This is a genomic window from Arthrobacter methylotrophus (assembly GCF_039539965.1).
Classification (GTDB): domain Bacteria; phylum Actinomycetota; class Actinomycetes; order Actinomycetales; family Micrococcaceae; genus Arthrobacter; species Arthrobacter methylotrophus.
Genome location: NZ_BAABED010000001.1, coordinates 851994 through 874029, shown reverse-complemented (window position 1 = coordinate 874029; position 22036 = coordinate 851994). Strand labels below are relative to the sequence as shown.

Here is a 22036-nt window from a genome sequence, read left to right as displayed (position 1 = left end):
GCGACCATTCTGTGAATACGCTGCTGAACAACTCGGATCTCTTTATCACGGGGTTCCGGAACACCCTCATACTCTTCTTCTTTGCAGGGGTCTTTGCCTTGATCCTGGGCACCATCGTGGCAACGCTGCGTGTTTCGCCGATCCCTGCGATGCGCGCCGCAGCCACGCTGTATATCAACGTGGTGCGCAACACCCCGTTGACGCTGGTCCTGTTCTTTTTTGCCTTGGGCTATCCGAAGCTTGGCCTCGTCGAAATTGATTTCATGACTGCCGCTACCGTTGGCCTCAGCCTATACACGGCCACTTACGTGGCCGAGGCCGTACGCTCCGGCATCAACACCGTTCCCGTGGGCCAAGCCGAAGCTGCCCGCGCCATCGGACTGACGTTCACGCAAACGCTCACGGTGGTGATCCTCCCCCAGGCTTTCCGCGCGGTCATCCCGCCCATGTTCAGCGTGTTCATTGCATTGCTCAAGAACACCACGGTGGCTGCAGGATTTTCAGTGGCCGAAGCGGGGGCCATTCGGTCAAACCTTTCCGAGCGCGGGGAACCCGCCATGGCCGGACTGCTCTGGGTCGCACTAATATTCGTTCTGATCGTTTTCATCCTTTCCTTCGCACAGCGAAAGCTTGAAAAGAAATGGAAGGTGGCCCGATGAGCTCGGTTCTCTTTGACGCCCCGGGGCCAAAAGCGCGCGCACGCTACAGGATTCTCGGCGTCGTGACCGCCCTGGTCATCATCGCCATCGTCGGGTTCATCGTCCTCCGCTTCGCTCAAAGCGGGCAGTTCGATGCGAAGAAATGGCAGTTGTTCACCTTCCCGCTGGTGCAGCAGACCATCGTCCAGTCGGTAGGTGCAACGCTTTCCGCTTTTGCCACGGCAGCCGTGTTCAGCCTCGTCCTCGGTGTGGTCCTGGCGTTCGGCCGGCTCTCCGACCGCAAGTGGATCAGCATGCCTTGCTACGGATTCACGGAACTCTTCCGTGCCGTTCCCTTGCTGATCCTCATGATGATCTTCTACTACGGACTACCTCAGCTGGGCGTCCAGGGCATCACGCCTTTCACGGCAGTCGTTGCCGGCCTGGTGCTGTACAACGGATCAGTGCTGGCGGAAGTCTTCCGCGCCGGCATTGAATCGCTCCCCCGCGGACAGAGCGAGGCCGGCTATGCCATCGGCTTGCCCAAGAGCGCGGTGATGACGAACATCCTGCTTCCGCAGGCGGTCCGCTCAATGCTCCCGGTGATCATTTCCCAGCTCGTGGTCATTCTCAAGGACACGGCGTTGGGCTTCATCGTGACCTACAACGAAATCCTCTTCCAAGCGAAATACTTCGGAAGCCAAGCCCAGTACGGCTCGCCCATCATCCCCTCCGCCATCATCGCCGGCGTGCTGTACGTGGGCATGTGCCTGATCCTCGCGGGCATCGCCAAGTGGCTTGAAAGCCGGATGCGCCGCAACGTCAAAGTGGTGAAGGTAGCCAGATCGGAAATTGTGGCGGCCGAGGGCTAGCCAAAACGTGGGTGCGGCCCGTGGGGCCACACCCACGTTCGCAGTTAAACGCTAGTCGGCCAGCCACAGCCGAAGGGCGCGGAGGCACTCGCGGATGGCATCGGCGTCGACGTGTTCATTGTCCTTATGGGCCAGCAGCGGATCGCCGGGGCCGAAATTGACTGCGGGAACGCCTAGTTCACTGAAGCGCGCGACGTCGGTCCACCCGTATTTGGGTTTGGGATCGGCGCCGACGGCGGCAACGAAGGACGCGGCAGCCGGGTGGTTAAGGCCGGGCCTGGCGCCAGCGGCGGCATCGGTGCGGACCACGTCGAAGCCCTCCAACAGTTCACGGACATGGGCTTCGGCTTGGTCCGGGGTCTTGTCCGGCGCGAATCGGTAGTTGATTTCCACCACGCAGCGGTCCGGAATCACGTTGCCTGCGGTACCGCCGTTGATCTTCACGGCATTGAGGCTTTCCCGGTAGTCGAGCCCGTCCACGTTGACAGTGCGCGGTTCGTAGGCAGCCAAGCGGCTGAGGATGGGGGCGGCAGCGTGGATGGCATTGCTGCCCATCCACGCCCGGGCCGAGTGGGCCGCCTCCCCCACCGTGGTGGCTTCGAAGCGGCTAGTGCCATTGCAGCCACCTTCCACGGTGCCGTCAGTGGGTTCGAGGAGGATCGCGAAGTCACCTTCCAGGAGATGGCCGTGGTTCCTTACCAAGCGACCAAGGCCGCTCTTGACGGCTTCGACTTCCTCATGGTCGTAGAAGACAAACGTGACATCTTTGCCCGGCTCGGCGCCGCCGTCGAACATGGTGGCTGCGAGGGCAAGCTGTACCGCAACTCCGCCCTTCATGTCGGTTGCCCCGCGTCCGTACAGATTCCCCGTGCCCGCGATGCCGGACTCCCACGTTGACGGCACTGTGCCTAGTGAACCTTCCACGGTGGGCAACGGTACGGTATCGAGGTGGCCGGCAAGGATGACCCGCTCGGGACGTCCAAGCTCGGTTCGGGCAATGATGGCGTCGCCATCCCGCACCAACCGCAGCCCCGGGATCGTGCGAAGGGCAGACTCGACGGCGTTCGCCAACGCGGATTCGTTGCCGGACACGCTGTTGATGTCCATGAGCGCGGCGGTCAGCAACGCGACGTCTTGCCGGAGGTCAAGAAGAATCGGAGTAGTTTCGACGGTCACTTGTCCACTGTATCCCGCGCGAATTGCGACCCCTGGGACCACACTCGGTTTCGAGGCAGCCAGCGGCTCTCGATAGACTTGCAGCATGACTGAAACCGCTGCCTCAGCCGCACCCGATAGCGCATCTGCAAACCACCGTTCCGCCTATGGCTTTGGCCTGGCCACCATCGCCACCTCCGACGCCGGAGAAGCGACAGTACTGGACGCATGGTTTCCGGCGCCGGCCCTGGGCGTAGCGGCCGAGTCCCTGCGAACGGTGGAGCATGCGGATGAATCGTTGACCAGCCTTGCTTCTGATAGCCGCGACGCCGATCGCGGGACGGAGCAGAAGGTTGTCTTCGCCCAGATCAACCTGGATGAAGCCCCCGCGGACACCGTGGACGCCTACTTGCGCCTTCACCTGCTCTCGCACCGCCTGGTCCAGCCCAACAGCATCAACCTGGACGGTATCTTCGGCAAACTCCCCAACGTTGTGTGGACCAACTTCGGTCCCGCCGCGGTGGACGGTTTTGAGGTGACCCGCGCCCGCCTCCGCAAGCGCGGCGCCGTCACCGTGTATGGAGTGGACAAGTTCCCCCGTATGGTGGACTACGTCGTCCCCAGCGGCGTCAGGATAGCCGACGCAGACCGTGTCCGTTTGGGCGCCTACCTCTCCGAAGGCACCACCGTCATGCACGAGGGCTTCGTGAACTTCAATGCCGGCACGCTTGGCACCTCCATGGTGGAAGGCCGCATCTCCGCAGGTGTGGTGACCGGTGACGGCACCGACGTCGGCGGCGGCGCCTCCATCATGGGCACCCTGTCCGGTGGCGGCAAGGAAAAGATCGCCCTGGGTGAGCGTGTACTGCTGGGAGCGAATTCCGGCGTGGGCATCAGCATCGGCGATGATTCCGTGGTTGAAGCCGGCCTCTACGTCACGGCAGGAACCCGCGTACGGATCCTCGGCCCAAAGGACGCCAACGGCGAGGACACCAGCAGCATCATCAAGGCCGTGGAACTCTCGGGCATGCCGAACCTGCTGTTCCGCCGCAACTCCACCACGGGTGAAGTCGAGGTCCTCCCCCGCAAGGGACAGACGGTGGAGCTCAACGAAGCCCTTCACACCAACTAGCTGATATCTGGATGCGCCGTCTCCGACGCACCATCATCTTGTTGCTGGCGCTTGTCTTGGTGGCTGGCGCCTTCTACGCCGTAGTGACTGTACTGCAGCGCTCCGAAACCCTGGTTACGGAGCGCTGCACCGCCGTCGTCGGCTCGGATTCCTACGAGTTGGCGACGGACCAGGCGGCAAATGCCGCCCTGATCGCGGCTATCTCAGTGAAACGGGGGCTGCCACCTCGCGCTGCCACTATTGCCGTCGCCACCGCCATGCAGGAATCCAGGCTGCGCAACATCGGCCACGGCGACGAGGTTGGCCCCGATTCGCGTGGGCTGTTCCAGCAGCGTCCGTCCCAGGGATGGGGGACCGAGGCGCAGGTCATGGATCCCGTTTACGCGACAAACGCTTTCTATGACCACCTGGTGAAGATACCCGGCTACGAGACCATGGCGATCACCGATGCTGCGCAAGCGGTCCAGCACTCCGCATTCCCTCAGGCCTACGCGCAGCATGAAGCCATGGGCCGCGCCTACGCGTCTGCCCTGACCGGACACTCCGAAAGGGCTCTGGACTGCACGCTCCGTGCCGCAGACACTGCCGGTGATCCGAACGCCGTTGTGGATGCGATGACGACGGCGTTCGGGTCTCTGCCGGCCGTGGCCCAAGGCCGAACGGTCCAGCTGAACGTCACTGCTCCCCAGTCGTGGGCTGTGGCCCAGTGGGCGGTGGCGAATGCCAAAGCGCTCTCGGTGACTCAGGTGGACGTGGCAGGCGCGACGTGGAACCGGCAGGATCGCAAAGGCTGGCAGGATTCCACGGCAGGATCGGGAGCGGTGACTATCACGGTTTCGGCTCCGAAGACGTAGTCCCTGCCCGGTAGTCCAGTCCCCACCCCGCGCCTCAGACCAGTAGTTCAACCACTGGCTGGACGTAGCTGCGGAATATCTCCGGCTGGGACAACAGACCCTCGCTCATGATCATCTTGTCAGGCTCGAGGTACCAGGCCCTCGGCTCGTTGAGGGGCAATTCGATGATCTTCAGGTTGAAGTCCCGGGAACTCCGTCCGACCTCCAGCAAGCGGTCCTCCACCATGTCACCAAGAAGCATCGTGGCACCGCTGGCCTCGCGCTCGGCTTCAAGCTTTTCGTACTCTTCGACGCGTTCACGGGCCCACGTGAGGGCAGCACCGAAGTGTGCCTGCAGGACCCTGCGGAGGGCAGGCGAGTTGCCGAAAGCATTGAAACCTGGGGGTGAAAGCTCTGGCGCGGCGTCGGGATACGCTTTCAGAAGTTGCTCCCACCATGCTTCCCACTCGGTCTTGAGGGCCGGCATCCCGCCTACTTCGGCGGTAAGGTGTGTGTGGTCCGCGTGCCTCACTTTGGGTGTGGCATGGGAGAGCGCCGGCCTTCCGGCTCCGTCCAGTCCGGCAACGTCTCTCAGATACAAGGCAATGAGCATCGGTCCTGAGGTGTCCATGGTGATCCGCCACCCCTGACCGCCTGTGTCATGCATCCGAATTGCCTCCCTTGGCAGGTGCCCGCTCAGGGTTCCAGTCTATTCCCGATGAGCCTTGACGTTAACGGTTGGATGGGAGCCCAACAAGAGTGTCCAGATGCGCGGTCAGAACGTCGCGGCAGACCCCGGCCGTCATCCACTCCGGCTGCAGCAGGGCATGCATGCACAATCCGTCGAGGGTCGCCAAGAGGCGCTCGGCCTCGGTTACCAGGCGCTCCTGGCCGGCCCCGCCGTCGGGCATCAGTCGCATTACCAAGCGGCCGACGACGGCGGCCACGGCACGGTGGCTGCGTGCGGCTTCTTGTTCGAGTACGGGCTTGATCCGCGCCGCATGCCGGAATGCAATCCAGACGCAGGCGTCGACGGCCAGTTCCTCGTCGAGCGGCAGGAATTGACCCAGCAGGGTTAACACGGCGGCATCGTGTTCAGCCGAGCCCGGCTCCGAGGATTCGACGACGGCGAACGCTTCCTCGAGCCGCGCGGCGATCCTGTCGATGACCACGGCAAAGGAATGGACCAGCAATTCATCGCTGCTGGCAAAGTAGTGGCGGACCGAGCCAACGGCAAGTCCGGCCTCGTCAGCCACCTCCCGCAATGAGGCACGCTCCAGGCCATCCGAGGCGATGATCCTGAAGACGGCTTCGACTACTTCCTGGCGCCGGGCTTCGGCATCAACAATCTTGGGCACAGATCTTTTTAGCACAAATGTGCTTGTACCGCGGGTTCGCCACCCGGGCGTGGCAAGACTGTGGCGCACGCAACAGTCAGCGGACACGGCCCAAGTTCGGTTAGCGTTGGTTGCATGAGAATTCTTGTCACGGGCGGCACCGGCTACATCGGATCGCACACCGTCCTGTCCCTTCTGGAAGCCGGACACGAAGTCCTCGTGGTAGACAACCTCGTGAATTCAAGCGAAGAGTCCCTGCGCCGCGTTGTTGAACTCGCAGGAAAGGCGGCAGCGTTCCACCACGTAGATCTCGTGGATGCGGGCGCGCTTGAGTCTGTGTTCGATCAGCACAGTATCGACGCCGTGATTCATTTCGCCGGGCTGAAGGCAGTTGGCGAATCCGTGGAGGAGCCGCTGAACTACTACTACAACAACGTTGGGGGAACGCTGAACCTGCTCCGAGCCATGGACAAATACGGCGTCCGCTCCATCGTCTTCAGTTCCTCGGCAACCGTGTACGGCGAGCACAACCCCATCCCCTATGTTGAGAAGATGGAGATCGGGGCGAACAACCCTTATGGCCGTACCAAGGAGCAGATCGAGGACGTCCTGACGGACCTCGGCGCAGCGGACGAACGTTGGCACATCGCCCTGCTGCGCTACTTCAACCCGGTGGGCGCGCACCCCTCCGGCAGGATCGGCGAGGACCCGCAGGGCATCCCGAACAACCTGGTTCCGTACATCGCCCAAGTTGCCGTCGGCCGCCGTGAAAAGCTCATGGTGTTCGGTGGAGACTATGACACCCCGGACGGCACCTGCCTACGGGATTACATCCACGTGGTCGACCTCGCTGAAGGCCATGTCGCCGCGTTGGACTACGTCGCGGTCCGCCCAGGAGTACACCGCTGGAACCTTGGCTCCGGAAAGGGTACCTCCGTGTTGGAGATGCTCCACGCCTTCGAACAGGCCGTGGGCCACGCGCTGCCGTACGAGATCACGGGACGCCGAGCCGGAGACCTGCCCGCGTTCTGGGCCGACGCCTCATCCGCCCTGGCGGACCTCAGCTGGTCCACCACGAAGACCGTGGATCAAATGTGCGAGGACCATTGGCGCTGGCAGAAGAACAACCCGCTCGGCTACAGCTCATAATGCAACGCGGGGTCACTTACGGCCCATGATGTCCTCCGGGACAGGCCGTAAGTGACCCCGCGTTAGAGTCTAGATCGCCGGGTAGTCGCGTTCCGGTTCCCCGGTGTAGAGCTGCCGCGGGCGGCCGATCTTCGTCTGAGGATCGTTGATCATTTCGCGCCACTGGGCGATCCAGCCGGGAAGGCGCCCGATCGCGAACAGGACGGTGAACATCTTCTCCGGGAAACCCATGGCCTTGTAGATCAGGCCCGTGTAGAAGTCGACATTCGGGTAGAGCTTGCGCTGGATGAAGTAGTCGTCAGCCAAGGCCTTCTCTTCAAGACGCATAGCGATATCCAGGAGTTCGTCGTTGCCGCCGAGCTTGCCCAGGATTTCGTGTGCCGTCGCCTTGATGATCTTCGCGCGCGGGTCGTAGTTCTTGTAGACCCGGTGTCCGAAGCCCATGAGGCGAACACCGTCCTCCTTGTTCTTGACCTTCTCCATGTAGTCCTCGGGCTTAACGCCGTCGGCTTGGATCTGGCGCAGCATCTTCAGCACGGCCTCGTTGGCGCCGCCGTGCGCGGGGCCGAAGAGGGCGTTGATGCCTGCGGAAACGGAAGCGAACAAGTTCGCGTTCGACGAGCCCACCAGGCGCACGGTCGACGTGGAGCAGTTCTGCTCGTGGTCCGCGTGCAGGATGAGCAGGAGGTCCAGCGCCTTGACGACGACCGGATCCAATTCGTACTGTTCCGCCGGCAGGCCGAAGCTCAACCGCAGGAAGTTCTCCACGAGGTTCATGGAGTTATCCGGGTACAGCATGGGCTGGCCAATGGACTTCTTATGGGCGTAGGCCGCGATGACCGGGAGCTTCGCCATCAGGCGGATGGTGGACACTTCCACATGCTCCGGGTTGAACGGGTCCAAGGAGTCCTGGTAAAACGTCGACAACGCGGAGACAGCCGAAGACAGGACCGGCATCGGATGCGCATCACGCGGGAAGCCGCCGAAGAAACCCTTGAGTTCTTCGTGGAGCAGTGTGTGGTGGCGGATGCGCTGGTCGAACGCGTCCAGCTCGGTAGGCGTGGGCAGGTTGCCGTAGATCAGCAGGTAGGAAACCTCCAGGAAGCTGGAGTGCTGTGCAAGCTGCTCGATCGGGTATCCCCGGTAGCGCAGGATGCCGGCATCGCCATCGATGTAGGTGATTGCCGACGTGGTGGCGGCGGTGTTCATGAAGCCGGGGTCATAGGCGACGGCGCCCGTCTGCTTCAGCAGCTTGGAAACGTCGTATCCTTCGTTCCCTTCGACAACCTTGATCCGCGGGAGCTCGAGCTCTCCGCCGGCATGGCGCAGGGTAGCACTGGTGGTCTCAGTCATGGAGTCCCCTTCATGAGGCTCTGGGCCTCGGTCGAAAGCTTGATCCAACCAACATCTGGTGACACCCGCCCCGGCCCTGCAAGTGCAGACGCCATCGGCCGGACTGCCTTCGTAGAGAAAGCCACCATTGATAGTCACTTAAAAGCTACCGCCAGTCAGCGGGACAAACTAATCCACAAGCGACGGTTACTGGCGGAATGACGCGCCCTGTGCCGCAAGTCACAGGATTGTTATGGTGCGGCGTTCAAGCGTTCGATTGCGGCGTCGATGCGTTCGTCGGTCCCCGTGAGCGCCACGCGGATGAAGCCGTTCCCGGCGTCGCCATAGAATACTCCGGGCCCAACGACGATGCCCAAGTCAGCGAAGCGCTGGACAGCGTCCCACGTCGCCTCCCCTGCGGTAGCCCACAAGTACAGTCCGGCTTTTGACTCGTGGATCTTCAGGCCAAAGTTCTGCAGTGCCGGCAGGAGGCGTTCGCGGCGCCCGCGGTAGAGGTCCTTTTGCGCCAGTACGTGTCCGGCATCGCCGAGCGCCACGCGCATGGCTTCCTGGACCGGGTAGGGCACGATCATGCCTGCGTGCTTGCGGCTGTTGACCAGATTCGCCACGATCGTCGAGTCGCCGGCAACGAAGGCGGCCCGGTAGCCCGCCAGGTTCGACTGCTTGCTGAGCGAGTAGACACACAACAGACCGTCCGTGGACCCGCCGGTGACACGCGGGTCGAGGATGCTGGGTACCGCTTCGCCGCCGCGCTGGGCATCCCATTGACCCCAGCCGAGTTCGGCATAGCATTCGTCCGACGCAACAACGGCGCCGATCTCACGGGCCTGGGCCACGATCTGCCGAAGTGATTCGACGTCGCGCACACTTCCGGTCGGATTGCCCGGGGAATTGATCCAGATAAGGCGGACCCTGGCACGGGTGGCGGAGTCCAGTTCGTCCAGGCTGTCAGCAGCGACCGCAGTGGCGCCGGCAAGCATAGCGCCGATGTCATACGTCGGGTAGGCCACAGTGGGACGGACCACGACATCGCCTGCCCTCAGGCCCAGCAGGAACGGCAGCCATGCCACCAGTTCCTTGGAGCCGACCGTGGGCATAATGTCCTTGGGGTCTATCCCGGAGACTCCGCGACGGCTGGCGAACCAGCCCGACACGGCCTCGCGAAGAGCTTCCGTGCCGTGGACGGTGGGGTAACCGTGCGCGTCCGCTGCGCCGGCAAGTGCCTCCCGAATGAGTTCCGGCGTAGGATCCACGGGAGTTCCAATGGAGAGGTTGACCACCCCGCCCGGATGTTGTGCAGCCTTGGCCGCATACGGAGCCATGGCCTCCCAAGGGTAGTCAGGCAGATTGAGTCCAAAGGCAGGCGCCGCAGAAATCAAAGGAAGCAACCGTTCTTAATGGTCTTGGTTCTGCGGGGGCAACGCAGCGATGAACGGGTGGTCCTTACCGGTGTTGCCGATCTTGGCAGCTCCACCCGGGGACCCGAGGTCATCGAAGAACTCGACGTTGGCCTTGTAGTAGTCCGCCCATTCCTCCGGGGTGTCGTCCTCGTAGTAGATCGCTTCCACCGGGCACACGGGTTCGCAGGCGCCGCAGTCCACGCACTCATCCGGGTGGATATAGAGGGAACGTTCGCCTTCGTAGATGCAGTCGACAGGGCATTCTTCAATACACGCCTTGTCCTTGACGTCCACACACGGCTGCGCGATTACGTAGGTCACGTCCCTTGCCTCTCCACAGTTATCCCGGTCAATTTTCCGGGTAGTACCACCGGCCCTGTAGCCGGTACATCGAATTCTGAGCCTATTATCCACCAGCCGGAACACCCCAACCTAGCCGGGCGTCCTACTATGAACTGGTGAGTTTGCCCCGCCCCCAGGATTTCCTGCTCAATACCGTATCCGGAACACGGATAGTTGTCCGTTACCGGGTGAATACTGGCTTTACCGACGCCCTCGGCTACCTGCTCTCCGTCACCGATGGTGCGTGTACCATCCGCACCCGCCGGTCCGACGTCGAGATCCCGCTGGCGCTTGTGGTGGCGGCAAAGGAGGTCCCCCCTCCCCCGGCACGCCGAGGCCCCCGCACCACCCCACGGTAGCCCCACCCCCACCCACGAGCATGCCCCTTTCTGCGCCCACCCGCCGGACATGCCCCCTGTTTGTTCCAACCAATGGGCATAATGCCAATATGCCCATTCATAGCTCCGAGCAACGAGTATGTCCCTTGGTCGATGGAATCTGGGCGAGGAACATGTCCATGCTTGACCGCGAGCTCGGCGCATGTCCCTTCGGGCGGTAGTGAGCATGAGCACGCTCCCGGGGGCTGACTATCACGCCGCGCAGTCGAGAGTCCTCAAAGTTTCCCGGACCATGGCAACAAATTCTCGAGGCCGATGCTTCAACATGGAATAGCTCACCACCAAGGTCGGAACGCCGAGCCTGGTGGTGACATTCCAGCGACGACGATCCTCCTCGAAGCTCGGCTTGTCCATGTGGAAACCTGCCCCGTCGGTCTCAATCCCCAGTCTTCCGTCCACCATCAAATCCAGATGCCCCATGCCCGGAATGTTCACCTGCGACTCAACGTGAAAGCCTGCATTCCGCAGGTGATAGCGCGCGATACACTCGATAATCGACTGCGATTGTGGCACGATCCTCGACACGAGTCTCCGCTGGTGCGCATCATTACGCCCGTCAAGCCTCCTCCTCAGGCCCGAGAGTGGCAGCCGGCCGAGGACCACCGCAGATTCGGCAATGACGAGCCCATCCAGGTCCGGCAAGCAGCGCAAGGCCTGGACCACCGAATCCATCAGGGTGGGCGGCGCCGCGGACCGATGACACAGGAAACCCTCATACTTTCGGCTATGCGGGACCGCGACGTGGGGACATCGGGGGCTATTCAGAACCCACAGCCCGGCTAGTTCAGCGGCGGAGACACAAGCCGGTTCGGCGGGAAGGGAGCGAATGGCGCGCAAAACGGGATTGGCGTCCGGCACGGCGTAGACCCCACGGGCTACGCGCAGAATCCGGCCGCTTGCCAACGCTGATTTCAGCTGGAAGTGCGAGACCCCGGCCGCTGCGAGGTGCTTGGCCCGCGCCACGCCGTCGTACTCTGAAATGACTCCACTGATCTTCACCATGGACCCATCGTTCCGGCCCAGATCCGAGGAGCGGAAGAGTCAAAATTGGCTATGTGGACAAACTCCTAGTCCAACCTTAGGGTCACCTATTGGACATGCGCCTACATATCCATCGAGCATGCGCCAAGGAATGCACCAAGGAATGCGCATAACAGCATTATGCTCACTGCTGCGAGCCAAGGCTGGGCATGTCCCAAAGGGTCAGGCGCCAAGCACCCCGTCCGGTAGCCGGCGCATTCCCCAGAGCGGCGAGAACAACACCGGCGCAACGAAGACAACGCTTCCACCCAAGCCGATCCAAATTGTCGGGACGAGGCCGAGGTTTTCGGCGAGGATTCCGGAGGCAAGTGCCGCGATCGGCATGACTCCCCACACCACAAAACGAATGGAGGCATTCATGCGTCCTTGCAGCCTCGGAGGACACACGCGCTGCCGCATGCTGAGCTGCATGATGTTGTATACGAGGACGCCGAAGCCGAACCCAAACTCGGAGACAATGAGCATCAGGAGGGACATCCATCGTTCGGGAGCCACCGCGCTCAAGGGAACAAGCAAGAGGAATAGCGAGCTGATCATCGACGCCACGGGAATAACGGTCCCCTCGCCAATCAAGGCCGCGAACCTGGGTGCGGCAACTGCCCCGATCAGTCCGCCAACTGCCCCCAGCGCCATGATGAGGCCCATGCCCTCGGGACCGAGTTCCAATTCACGAAGCACCAGTACAGGCATCAAAGTAAAGGCGATCGTGGTGAAGAAGTTGACCCCGCCCGTGCAGGCCACGATCCTGCTGATCAACGGATGCCCGACCACGAAGACCAGACCTTCCTTGATTTCGCTTGCTAGCGGCTGTCGATCCTTGGCAGGCACGGGCCGTTCCGCATCGCGCGTTCTGAGCAGGAAGATGGCCGACACCAGATACCCCATCGCCTCACCAACGAAGAGCACCGGGGCGGACACGACAGCGAGCAACGCACCACCCGCGGCGGGCCCCCCGATCCGCGCGATCTGGGAGGTGGCTTCCAGCTTGGAGTTGGCCTGCGGCACTTTCGCGGCATGCACGAGTACAGGCACATAGCTTTGGTAGGCGACGTCGAAGAAGACCGTTGCGGTTCCGACGACGGCGGCTACCGCGTACAAGTGCCAGATCTGCAGCATGCCCGTCCACCAAAGGAGTGGTACCGCCGCCATCGCCGCCGTCCGGACCAGGTCTGCCACGATCATGGTGCGACGCTTCAGCCAACGGTCCACCCAGGCTCCCGCAGGTAGGCCGATCAGGAGGAAAGCCGCCAGGCCGGCGGCGTTGAGCGCGCCAACCTCGAACTCGCTGGCGCCGAGCAGGGACACCGCAAGGACGGGAAAGGCCAGTTGCCCTAGTTGCGCACCCAGCTGACTGATGGCTTGGCCCGACCAGAAGGTGGTGAAATTCCGGTCCCGCCAGAGCGAGGCCCCTTGCCGAGAAGTACCGGAACGCCGGACGGTGTCAGTTTGCTGGGCAGTGTCAATTTGCTCACCATTGTCACTGGTCCCGGCATTCACCCGCCTAGTTTCCTGCAGTGATTGGTGTATGTCAATCACTCATGGATGGCTACACTGACCACCATGACCGAACATGAGCGCGAGGACAATGACCTGATGGCCAAGGGCCGCGCATTGAGCTCTCCGCTTCGCCTGAGGATCCTGCGGCTGTGCCTCCACCACGGGCGCACCAACAAGGAGATCGCCGGACTACTGGGCATCAATCCGGCGTCGAGCCTGCACCATGTGCGGACCTTGGTCCGCACGGGATTTCTCATGCCACAGGAGGGCCGGAAGGGAAAGCGGGGTGCCAAGGAAGTCCCCTATATCGCCACGCGCACGTCGTGGAGCACTCCTGTGGACGATATTTCGCCCGTCCTGATCGAAACGTTCATCCAGGAAACCAGCGGACTCGCACCCGAGGAGATCGATGTCTGGCGACTTGGCGTGAAATTCAACGCTGCACGCCAGCAGGAAATGATGGGCAAGCTGCGGGCGGTCGTCGAGGAGTACATGCGCCTCCCCGCGGACGACGACGGCGAGGCCACCTCGCTCTTGATCGCCCACCACCGGGATCCAAGCGCCGATTAGCTATCAGCGCCGCCGGCGGCTGTACCGTCGGCACCACAAAAGCATCACGAGGGTCACGGCCGCGATCCCATATACCCACACATTTCCCGCAACATCGGCGACGATCAATTGCTTGCCGGTTCCGGTCACCGAGAGTGCGCCAACGGCCGCATAGCAGGCAATGCCAGCCACTGCCGTCGGGAGCAAAGACCGGGACCACGCGGCGAGCAGGAGTTCCAGCGAGGCGAGCAACAGCAGTGCCGCTGCGGCACCCCAATAAACGTCGACGCCGGCAAGGAGTAGCGCCTGCCGGTGCAGCGCAGTGCCCGCCAAGGCAGCGAAAAGAGCCACCGGAACAGCAACGGCAATGCCGCGTGCTGTTCCGGTGGCTCTTCTATTCAACGTGTAGTCCGTTCATTGCGTCAGTCTGCAATTAGCGCAGGGTCAGACTTTGGCGCGGGCACGGGTAGCCTTGGCGCGCTCGTTGGAGTCCAGGATCAGCTTGCGGATCCGGATGGACTCCGGGGTCACCTCAACGCACTCGTCCTCGCGGGCGAATTCGAGGGACTCTTCGAGGGTCAGGTCGCGCGGGGGCGTCAAGTTCTCGAAGGTGTCGGAGGAAGCGGCACGCATGTTGGTGAGCTTCTTTTCCTTGGTGATGTTGACGTCCATGTCGTCCGCGCGGGAGTTCTCGCCGACGATCATGCCTTCGTAGACCTCGGACGTGGGCTTCACGAAGAAGGAGCCGCGTTCCTGCAGGTTGATCATTGCGAAGGGCGTAACCACACCGGCGCGGTCGGCGACCATCGAACCGTTGGTGCGGTATTCGATCGGGCCGGCCCACGGCTCGTAACCCTCGGAGATCGAGGAAGCGATGCCGGCGCCACGGGTGTCCGTGAGGAACTTGGTGCGGAAGCCGATGAGGCCACGGGCGGGAACGATGAATTCCATCCGGCACCAGCCGGTACCGTGGTTGGCCATGTTGGTCATGCGGCCCTTGCGGGCGGCCATGAGCTGCGTGACGGCGCCGAGGTACTCTTCGGGGACGTCGATGGTCATGTGCTCCATCGGCTCGTGGATCTTGCCGTCGATGGTCCGAGTGACAACCTGCGGCTTGCCGACAGTCAGTTCGAAGCCTTCGCGACGCATCTGCTCCACGAGGATGGCCAGCGCAAGTTCACCACGGCCCTGGACTTCCCAAGCGTCCGGACGCTCGGTGGGCAGAACCTTGATGGAGACGTTACCGATCAGTTCCTTGTCGAGGCGGTCCTTCACTTGGCGGGCCGTGACCTTGGCACCCTTGACTTTGCCGGCCAGCGGAGAGGTGTTGATACCGATGGTCATGGAGATTGCGGGGTCATCCACCGTGATGAGCGGCAGCGGCTGCGGGTTCTCGGCGTCGGTCAGGGTTTCACCGATGGTGATTTCCTCGATACCGGCGACAGCCACGATCTCGCCGGGCCCGGCAGACTCGGTCGGAACGCGGTCCAGGGCCTTGGTGGCCAGGAGCTCGGTGATCTTGACGTTCTTGAGTTCGCCGTTTGCGCGTGCCCAAGCAACGGTCTGCCCCTTGCGGAGGGTTCCGTTGTAGATGCGCAGCAGGGCCAGGCGGCCAAGGAACGGGGAGGCGTCCAGGTTGGTGACGTGCGCCTGGAGGACGCCCTCGGGGTTATATGTCGGGGCAGGAATGTGCTCGATGATCGTCTTGAAGAGAGGTTCGAGGTCTTCGTTCTCCGGTGCCGAGCCATCGGCCGGTTGCTCCAAGGATGCGCGGCCGACTTTGGCTGCGGCGTAGACCACGGGAACTTCCAGGATCTTGTCCAGGTCCAGGTCCGGAACTTCGTCCGCGAGGTCCGAGGCCAGACCGAGGAGCAGGTCCATCGATTCGTGGACAACTTCATCGATGCGTGCGTCAGGGCGGTCGGTCTTGTTGACCAGCAGGATGACGGGCAGGTGGGCGGCGAGAGCCTTGCGGAGCACAAAGCGGGTCTGCGGCAGCGGGCCTTCGGAAGCGTCAACCAGGAGGACAACGCCGTCGACCATGGACAGGCCGCGCTCTACCTCGCCACCGAAGTCGGCGTGGCCGGGGGTGTCGATCACGTTGATGGTGATGGTCTCGCCGTTGGACGACGGGCCGTTGTAGGCAACCGTAGTGTTCTTGGCGAGGATCGTGATGCCCTTTTCGCGCTCCAGGTCACCGGAGTCCATGACACGGTCTTCAAGGTGGTTGTGCTCGGCGAAGGAGTTGGTCTGCTTGAGCATGGCGTCGACCAGTGTGGTCTTGCCGTGGTCAACGTGGGCCACAATCGCGACGTTGCGCAGATCACTGCGCGATGCAGTGGCCGCGGCGGTGTTGGTGGTGGTTTCAGACATGCGTAATGGCTCGATTCAGTGGTGAAGTCAGCTGTTGTATCGCGACATTTCCAACCGGAACGCACGACGGATTAGCCCCTTTGACACAGGGCACCTTCCTAGAGTCTAAACGCTGTGGTATTTATTGGCCTAAAAATGACCCCCAAGCAGCCGAATTGTGCCCTTCATCACAACCACGAGGTGTCTTCGAAGAACAGCAAAGAGCCGGTGCCACTTCCCAGAGAGAAGTTGCACCGGCTCTTCAGCTTGCCCAATCAGTGCTGGAGAAGGGTTGCTCCAACAGCTCAGACCACCACCGGCGGCAGCATCAGGCTCGCTCCTGGAATAGCGTGAAGCAGGGCCTTGGTGTAGTCCCGCTTCGGCGAATCGAAGACCTCGTCAGTGCTGCCCGTTTCCACGAGCTTGCCCTTCTGCATCACGCAGACATGGTCGGCGATCTGCCGCACAACGGCGAGGTCGTGCGTGATGAACAGGTACGTCAGTCCAAGATTGGACTGCAGCTCGGCCAGCAAGTTCAACACCTGGGCCTGCACCAAAACGTCCAGGGCGGAGACCGCCTCGTCGCAGATGATCACTTCAGGGTCCAGTGCCAAGGCCCGGGCAATCGCGACGCGTTGCCGCTGTCCGCCCGAGAGCTCGTTCGGGTATCGCTGCATGGTGGACTGCGGCAAAGCTACCTGGTCCAGAAGTTCCCGGACCTTCTTCTCGCGGCTGGCCTTGTCACCGATCTTGTGGGTCCGGAGCGGTTCCTCGATGGTCCTGAAGATGTTGTACATCGGGTCGAGGGAGCCGTACGGGTCCTGGAAGATCGGCTGGACACGGCGCCGGAACTTGAAGATCTCCCGGCTGTTCAAGGTGGAGGTGTCCACGCCGTCGAACACGATCCGCCCCGACGTCGGTGCGAGCAGGTTGAGGACCATCTGGGCCACTGTGGACTTGCCGGAGCCCGACTCCCCCACGATCGCCGTCGTCGTTCCCCGCGTGACGTTGAACGAGACGTTGTCCACCGCGGTGAAGTCCGTTGCCTTGCCCATGCCGGAGCGCAGCTTGAAGACCTTGCTGAGGTTCTCGACCTTCAGGACGTCTTCCGGCAACGCCTTTTCGACTACAGCCCCGGTGGGCGCCAGGAGTTCTTCCGTCTGGATGCCTTCGGCCTTGGCGGCCTGGATCCTCCGGGAAGCGAGGGACGGCGCCGATGCCACCAGCCGCTGGGTGTATGGGTGTTGCGGGTTGCGGAGCAATTCGAGCGAAGGACCGGCCTCCACTACGTTGCCCCGGTACATGACCACCACTTTGTCCGCGCGCTCGGCAGCCAGGCCGAGATCGTGCGTGATGAGGAGGACCGCGGTGCCGAGCTCCGCCGTCATGGTTTCGAGGTGGTCCAGGATCTGCCGCTGCACCGTCACGTCGAGGGCCGACGTCGGCTCATCGGCAATCAGGAGGCGCGGCTGGCAGGACAGGCCGATCGCGATCAGGGCGCGCTGGCGCATGCCGCCGGAGAATTCGTGCGGGTACTGCTTGGCGCGCCGCGCAGAGTCCGGCAAGCCGGCTTCCCCCAGGACGCGGGCGACGTCGGCGGGACCACTCGGCTTGCCGTTGGCGCGCAGGGTCTCGCGGACCTGGTAGCCGATCTTCCAGACCGGGTTGAGGTTGGACATCGGGTCCTGCGGGACCATGCCGATCGTGTTGCCGCGCAGCTCGATCATGCGCCGTTCCGTCGCGTGGGAGATATCCTCGCCGTCGAGGAGGATCTGGCCGCCGGAAACCCTGCCGTTCTCCGGCAGGAGCCCGATGGCGGCGAGCGCCGTCGTGGACTTTCCCGAACCGGACTCCCCCACAATGGCGACTGTCTCGCCGGGCATGATGGTCAGGTGGGCGTTCTTGACGGCTTGGAATTCGCCGCTCGCCGTCTGGAAGGAAATGGCGAGATCCCTGATTTCCAGGAGTGGGCGCTCTTCCGTCTCAGCCTCGCTGATAGTGACGTTGGACGTTGTCATGATTGCCTCCTTCATCGCTTGCGGCTCTTGGGGTCAAGGGCGTCACGCAGCGCGTCACCAAGCATGATGAAGCTCAGGACCGTGATGGACAGTGCGGTTGCGGGGAACATCAGCACTTCGGGGTTGGTGCGCAGTGTGTCCTTTGCCGCGGAAATGTCGTTACCCCAGGACATGATGCTTCCGGGCAGGCCGATGCCAAGGAAGGACAGCGTTGCCTCGGTCACAATGAAGACGCCAAGCTCCATGGTGGCAAGGACGATGATCGGCGCGAGCGCGTTGGGAACCACGTGCCGGACCAGGGTGCCGATCTTGGAGACACCCAGCGAGCGGGCGGCGGTCACGAAATCGGCGTTGCGGACCTCGATCACGGCGCCGCGGGTGATACGGGCCATTTGCGGCCAGCCGAGCATCACAATGACCATGACCACCGTGAAGACGCTCTTGTTCTCGCGGAAGAAGGGCAACTGGGTAACCACCAGCGCACCGAGGACCAAGGGCAAGGCGAAGAAGATGTCACCAATGCGGGCAATGACGGTGTCGACCCAGCCGCCGAAGAATCCTGCCAACGCGCCCAGGGTTACCCCGATGATCAGGACGAAGATGACGGAGACGACGCCGACGGTCAAGGATGCCTGTGTGCCGTGGATGACACGGGAGTAGATGTCGCAGCCCTGGAAGGTGAATCCCAGGGGATGGCCGGCCGAGGGTCCTGCCAGGGAGTCGCTCAGCTGGCAGTTATCGTTCGGAGCTGTCTGGGTGAACAAGCCCGGGAAGAACGCGACGACGAGGAGCAGCAGGATCATGAGCGCCGAGATGATGAAGAGCGGCCGACGGCGGAGCTTCCGCCAGGCGTCCGCCCACAGGCTCAGGGGTGCTGCGTCGACCTTGAGGGAATCGGTCGCCAGCAGCGGTGTCTCGTCGACAGGGGCAACATAGTGCTCGATCTGACGGTTACTTTTCATAACGGATCCTCGGGTCAAGCCAGGCGTACAGGAGGTCGACCAACAGGTTGGCGGCAACGAAGACCAGCACCAGCACGCTCACAATGGCGACGACCGTGGGGCCTTCGCTGCGGATTACTGCTTGGTAGAGCTTTTGGCCGACGCCGGGCACGTTGAAAATGCCTTCGGTGACGATCGCGCCGCCCATCAAGCCACCCAGGTTCGCGCCCAGGTAGGTGACTACGGGAATCATGGAGTTGCGCAGGATGTGGGCCAGGACCACGCGGGGACGGGAGAGGCCTTTTGCGGTTGCGGTGCGGACGTAGTCGGCGTTCATGTTTTCAATGACCGAGGCGCGGGTCAAACGCAGCACGTAGGCAAAGGAGACGAGGCCAAGGACTGTGGCCGGAAGGATCAGGGTGCCCCAGTCCGCGTTGGCTCCAACGGTCGGCTTGGCCCAGCCGAGCTGCACACCGACGACGAGCTGAAGCACGAAGCCGAGGACGAACGTCGGGACGGCAATGACCACGAGGGAGGCAATCAGGACGGTGGAGTCGAAGATCTTTCCCTTGCGAAGGCCGGCGATCAGGCCGAAGGCCACGCCGAAAACGGCCTGGATGGCAAGGGCCTCGACGGCGAGCATGGCGGTAACCGGGAAAACGCGGCCAAGGGTGGCGGCGATGGGCTGGCCGGTGAAGTCCACGCCGAGGTTGAACGTGAAGAGGTTCTTGAGGAACAGTCCGTACTGGACCCAGAACGGCTGGTCGAGGTTGTATTGCTGGCGCAGCGCGGCAATGACGGACTCGCTGGGCGGTCGGTCGCCGAACAGGGCGCGGATGGGGTCGCCCGGGAGGGCAAAGACCATGAAGTACACGAGCAGGGTGGTTCCCAGGAACACGGGAATGACCTGCAGCAAACGCCGGAGAATGTACTGGGTCACAGCAACGGTTCCTTGACGCTCTTGAAAATATGGGGATTCATAAGGGACAGCTTTCGTGCTGAATCAAGGCATGGGGGCCCGGTTTGTGGCCGGACCCCCATGCGCTAACGAGCTTGGAACAAGTCCAGTAGGACTACTTTGCGGTGATGTTGTAGTACAGCAGGACGCCGTTCCAGCCGGAGTCAACGTTGCTGACGTTCTGGCTCCATACAGCCTGGCGCGCCTGGTACCACAGGGGCAGGTTCGGCAGATCCTTGAAGAGGATCTCCTGTGCCTGGGTGAACTTCTTGTTGGCGTCGTCCGTGGACTTGGAGGCCAGGCCCTCGGTCAGCAGCTTGTCGAACTCAGGGTTGCTGTAACCCTCGTAGTTGGCGCTGGCACCGGTCTTCAGCAGCGGGCCGAGGAAGTTGTACAGCGACGGGTAGTCTGCCTGCCAACCGGCGCGGGTGAAGCCCGGGAGGGTCTTGGCCGTGCGGAGGTTCAGGATCTCGGCAAATTTGGCAAACGGCTGGCCTTCTGCCTGGATGCCGAGGTTGTTCTTCAGGTTGTTGGCAACGGCGTCAATCCATTCCTTGTTGCCACCATCGGTGTTGTACGCGAGCTGAAGAACCTTGCCGGCGGGCCACGGGCTCATGGCGTTTGCCTGGGCCCACAGGTCCTTGGCCTTTGCGGCGTCGAACTTCAGAACGTCGGAGCCGGTCACGTTCGCGTTGTAGCCGTCAATGGAGGGAGACGTGAAGTCCTTCGCCGGGATACGGGTGCCGTTGAAGACGACCTTGGTGATCTCATCGCGGTTGATCGCCATGGAGATGGCCTGGCGACGCAGCTGGCCGGCTGCTCCCTGGAACTCAGGCAGGTAGTTCGGGATGTTGAGGGTTGCGTTGCCTGCGTAAGCCTTGTTCAGGTTGTGGTCCGGGAAGTCCGTGGTGTAGGTCTTCAGGGCGTTCGTCGGCAGGACGTCGGTCACGTCAAGGTTGTTGGCCTGGACGTCCGTGTAAGCCGGAGCCGGGTCGGTGTAGAACTTGAAAGTCACGCCGCCGTTCTTGGCCGTACGGTTGCCCTGGTAGTCAGGGTTCTTGACGAGGGCGATCTGGCTGTCGTGCTGCCAAGCACCCTTGGCGGCCATCTTGTACGGGCCGTTGCCAATGGGGTTTTCACCGAATGCCTTCGGGTCCTTCAGGGCGTCGGACGGAAGCGGCATGAATGCTGAGTAACCGAGGCGCTGCGGCCAGTCGGCTTCCGGCTGGGCCAGCTTGACCGTGATGGTCGAATCGTCCTTCAGTACCAGCCCTGACATCGTCTGGGCGGTCGGTGCGGGGGTTGAAGTGGACTTACCGTCCGCGCCGGTCACCTTCTTGGTCGCGCTGACGGCGTCGTAGCCATCGATCGACTCGAAGAAGCTGCTGCTGGCCTGGGCGTTGGTGCTCAGGGCAGCGAAGTTCCAGGCATCAACGAAGCTCTTGGCCGTCACGGCCTCGCCATTGGTGAATTTGGCGCCGCTCTTTACCTTGATGGTGTAGTTCTGGCCATCGCTCGTGTCAATGGATTGCGCGAGGGCATTCACGGACTTGCCATTTGCGTCGTAGGTGGTCAGGCCTTCGAAGAGGAGGTCGACGACGCGGCCACCGTACACCTCGTTGGTGTTGGAAGGCATGAGGGGGTGCTGGGGTTCATTGCTGTATGCGGTGATGATTTTGTTCGGATCGCCGGCAGTGGCCTGGCCGCTGCTTCCGGAGCCGGCGCTGCCGCATCCGGTAAGGGCAAGTGCGGCTACAGCCAGCAAGCCAAGAGCTTTGGAAGTGCGCGAAAAACGCATTCCGCCTCCTATGGATTCAGGGGGATGGGTTCGGGGCAACTCATGGCTGCCCCCGGGGCCAGGCACAGAACTATCCTGTGACGCGGCCTACATGGATGTGTAATCCTAACCACACCTTGTCCGAAATATGGAATCCCATTGGCATGATCAACGAAGTGTGCACTTGACAGTTTTAGTAATGAAGCAGTCATTTCAGGTAAATGAAGCAGTCATTTCACGTAATTGGTAAATCCTTGCTAAACTCGCCATGCCTAATCCTGCCCCTACCCCGGA

General features: G+C 62.3%; 21 protein-coding genes. 7 read left to right on the top strand and 14 right to left on the bottom strand.

The window, feature by feature from the left end; all coding sequences use genetic code 11:
* Positions 1–11 precede the first annotated feature (11 nt).
* Together ABD884_RS04380 and ABD884_RS04375 are read left to right on the top strand one after the other, a co-directional pair.
* On the top strand, positions 12–659 hold the full coding sequence (locus tag ABD884_RS04380; RefSeq protein WP_345037766.1) for an amino acid ABC transporter permease: 648 nt from the start codon (positions 12–14) through the stop codon (positions 657–659).
* The gene (locus tag ABD884_RS04375) at positions 656–1510 is read left to right on the top strand and encodes an amino acid ABC transporter permease (RefSeq protein ID WP_345037755.1); all 855 of its coding nucleotides are present in this window, start codon (positions 656–658) and stop codon (positions 1508–1510) included. The genes ABD884_RS04380 and ABD884_RS04375 overlap by 4 nt, the downstream gene beginning before the upstream one ends.
* Before the next feature lie 51 nt (positions 1511–1561).
* Here ABD884_RS04375 and dapE read toward each other — a convergent pair whose 3' ends face one another.
* Entirely contained in the window at positions 1562–2686 is a 1125-nt protein-coding gene (gene dapE / locus ABD884_RS04370) for a succinyl-diaminopimelate desuccinylase (protein ID WP_345037744.1), read from the bottom strand.
* An 85-nt stretch (positions 2687–2771) separates the two neighbouring features.
* Here dapE and dapD point away from each other — a divergent pair, with 85 nt between their 5' ends.
* Positions 2772–3797 (top strand): 2,3,4,5-tetrahydropyridine-2,6-dicarboxylate N-succinyltransferase, encoded by a 1026-nt coding sequence (gene dapD / locus ABD884_RS04365; protein ID WP_345037736.1) that lies wholly within the window; start codon positions 2772–2774, stop codon positions 3795–3797.
* An 11-nt stretch (positions 3798–3808) separates the two neighbouring features.
* Entirely contained in the window at positions 3809–4651 is an 843-nt protein-coding gene (locus ABD884_RS04360) for a transglycosylase SLT domain-containing protein (protein WP_345037731.1), read from the top strand.
* A gap of 34 nt (positions 4652–4685) precedes the next feature.
* On the opposite strand, the gene ABD884_RS04355 is transcribed toward ABD884_RS04360, so the two are convergent.
* The gene (locus ABD884_RS04355; RefSeq protein ID WP_345037725.1) at positions 4686–5297 is read right to left on the bottom strand and encodes a hypothetical protein; all 612 of its coding nucleotides are present in this window, start codon (positions 5295–5297) and stop codon (positions 4686–4688) included.
* Positions 5298–5361: 64 nt separating this feature from the next.
* Positions 5362–5988: a TetR/AcrR family transcriptional regulator gene (locus ABD884_RS04350; protein WP_345037721.1), complete on the bottom strand. Its 627-nt coding sequence runs from the start codon at positions 5986–5988 to the stop codon at positions 5362–5364.
* A 114-nt stretch (positions 5989–6102) separates the two neighbouring features.
* Here ABD884_RS04350 and galE point away from each other — a divergent pair, with 114 nt between their 5' ends.
* Positions 6103–7116: a UDP-glucose 4-epimerase GalE gene (galE, locus tag ABD884_RS04345; RefSeq protein ID WP_345037713.1), complete on the top strand. Its 1014-nt coding sequence runs from the start codon at positions 6103–6105 to the stop codon at positions 7114–7116.
* Positions 7117–7185: 69 nt separating this feature from the next.
* Here galE and ABD884_RS04340 read toward each other — a convergent pair whose 3' ends face one another.
* The 3 genes from ABD884_RS04340 to fdxA form a co-directional block, all read right to left on the bottom strand.
* Positions 7186–8469 carry a citrate synthase gene (locus tag ABD884_RS04340; protein WP_028264945.1) on the bottom strand — a complete coding sequence of 428 codons (1284 nt, stop codon included), beginning with the start codon at positions 8467–8469 and terminating at the stop codon, positions 7186–7188.
* Positions 8470–8699: 230 nt separating this feature from the next.
* A complete protein-coding gene (dapC, locus tag ABD884_RS04335; protein ID WP_345054531.1) occupies positions 8700–9848 on the bottom strand; it encodes a succinyldiaminopimelate transaminase in 1149 nt (382 codons plus the stop codon).
* Between the two features lie 15 nt (positions 9849–9863).
* On the bottom strand, positions 9864–10190 hold the full coding sequence (gene fdxA / locus ABD884_RS04330; protein WP_018776555.1) for a ferredoxin: 327 nt from the start codon (positions 10188–10190) through the stop codon (positions 9864–9866).
* Positions 10191–10327: 137 nt separating this feature from the next.
* Between fdxA and ABD884_RS04325 the strand changes: the two genes are divergently transcribed.
* Positions 10328–10570 (top strand): putative acetyltransferase, encoded by a 243-nt coding sequence (locus ABD884_RS04325; protein ID WP_345037680.1) that lies wholly within the window; start codon positions 10328–10330, stop codon positions 10568–10570.
* Positions 10571–10801: 231 nt separating this feature from the next.
* Here the strand turns inward: ABD884_RS04325 and ABD884_RS04320 are convergent, their stop codons facing one another.
* A complete protein-coding gene (locus ABD884_RS04320) occupies positions 10802–11611 on the bottom strand; it encodes a type IV toxin-antitoxin system AbiEi family antitoxin domain-containing protein (protein ID WP_345037674.1) in 810 nt (269 codons plus the stop codon).
* 201 nt (positions 11612–11812) lie between these two features.
* On the bottom strand, positions 11813–13147 hold the full coding sequence (locus tag ABD884_RS04315) for an MFS transporter (RefSeq protein WP_345037667.1): 1335 nt from the start codon (positions 13145–13147) through the stop codon (positions 11813–11815).
* 63 nt (positions 13148–13210) lie between these two features.
* Between ABD884_RS04315 and ABD884_RS04310 the strand changes: the two genes are divergently transcribed.
* The gene (locus ABD884_RS04310; RefSeq protein ID WP_345037659.1) at positions 13211–13717 is read left to right on the top strand and encodes an ArsR family transcriptional regulator; all 507 of its coding nucleotides are present in this window, start codon (positions 13211–13213) and stop codon (positions 13715–13717) included.
* Between the two features lie 3 nt (positions 13718–13720).
* Here ABD884_RS04310 and ABD884_RS04305 read toward each other — a convergent pair whose 3' ends face one another.
* From ABD884_RS04305 to ABD884_RS04280, 6 genes are all read right to left on the bottom strand, one after another.
* Positions 13721–14098 (bottom strand): hypothetical protein, encoded by a 378-nt coding sequence (locus ABD884_RS04305; RefSeq protein WP_035741237.1) that lies wholly within the window; start codon positions 14096–14098, stop codon positions 13721–13723.
* Positions 14099–14140: 42 nt separating this feature from the next.
* Entirely contained in the window at positions 14141–16069 is a 1929-nt protein-coding gene (gene typA / locus ABD884_RS04300; protein WP_345037644.1) for a translational GTPase TypA, read from the bottom strand.
* A 284-nt stretch (positions 16070–16353) separates the two neighbouring features.
* Complete coding sequence (locus ABD884_RS04295; RefSeq protein ID WP_345037631.1) at positions 16354–18066, bottom strand: dipeptide ABC transporter ATP-binding protein; 1713 nt, start codon at positions 18064–18066, stop codon at positions 16354–16356.
* 11 nt (positions 18067–18077) lie between these two features.
* Positions 18078–19028: an ABC transporter permease gene (locus ABD884_RS04290; RefSeq protein WP_345037622.1), complete on the bottom strand. Its 951-nt coding sequence runs from the start codon at positions 19026–19028 to the stop codon at positions 18078–18080.
* Positions 19018–19947 (bottom strand): ABC transporter permease, encoded by a 930-nt coding sequence (locus tag ABD884_RS04285; RefSeq protein WP_345037612.1) that lies wholly within the window; start codon positions 19945–19947, stop codon positions 19018–19020. Before ABD884_RS04285 ends, ABD884_RS04290 begins: the two co-directional genes overlap by 11 nt.
* Before the next feature lie 133 nt (positions 19948–20080).
* On the bottom strand, positions 20081–21763 hold the full coding sequence (locus ABD884_RS04280) for a peptide ABC transporter substrate-binding protein (RefSeq protein WP_345037604.1): 1683 nt from the start codon (positions 21761–21763) through the stop codon (positions 20081–20083).
* Positions 21764–22036: the final 273 nt, after the last annotated feature.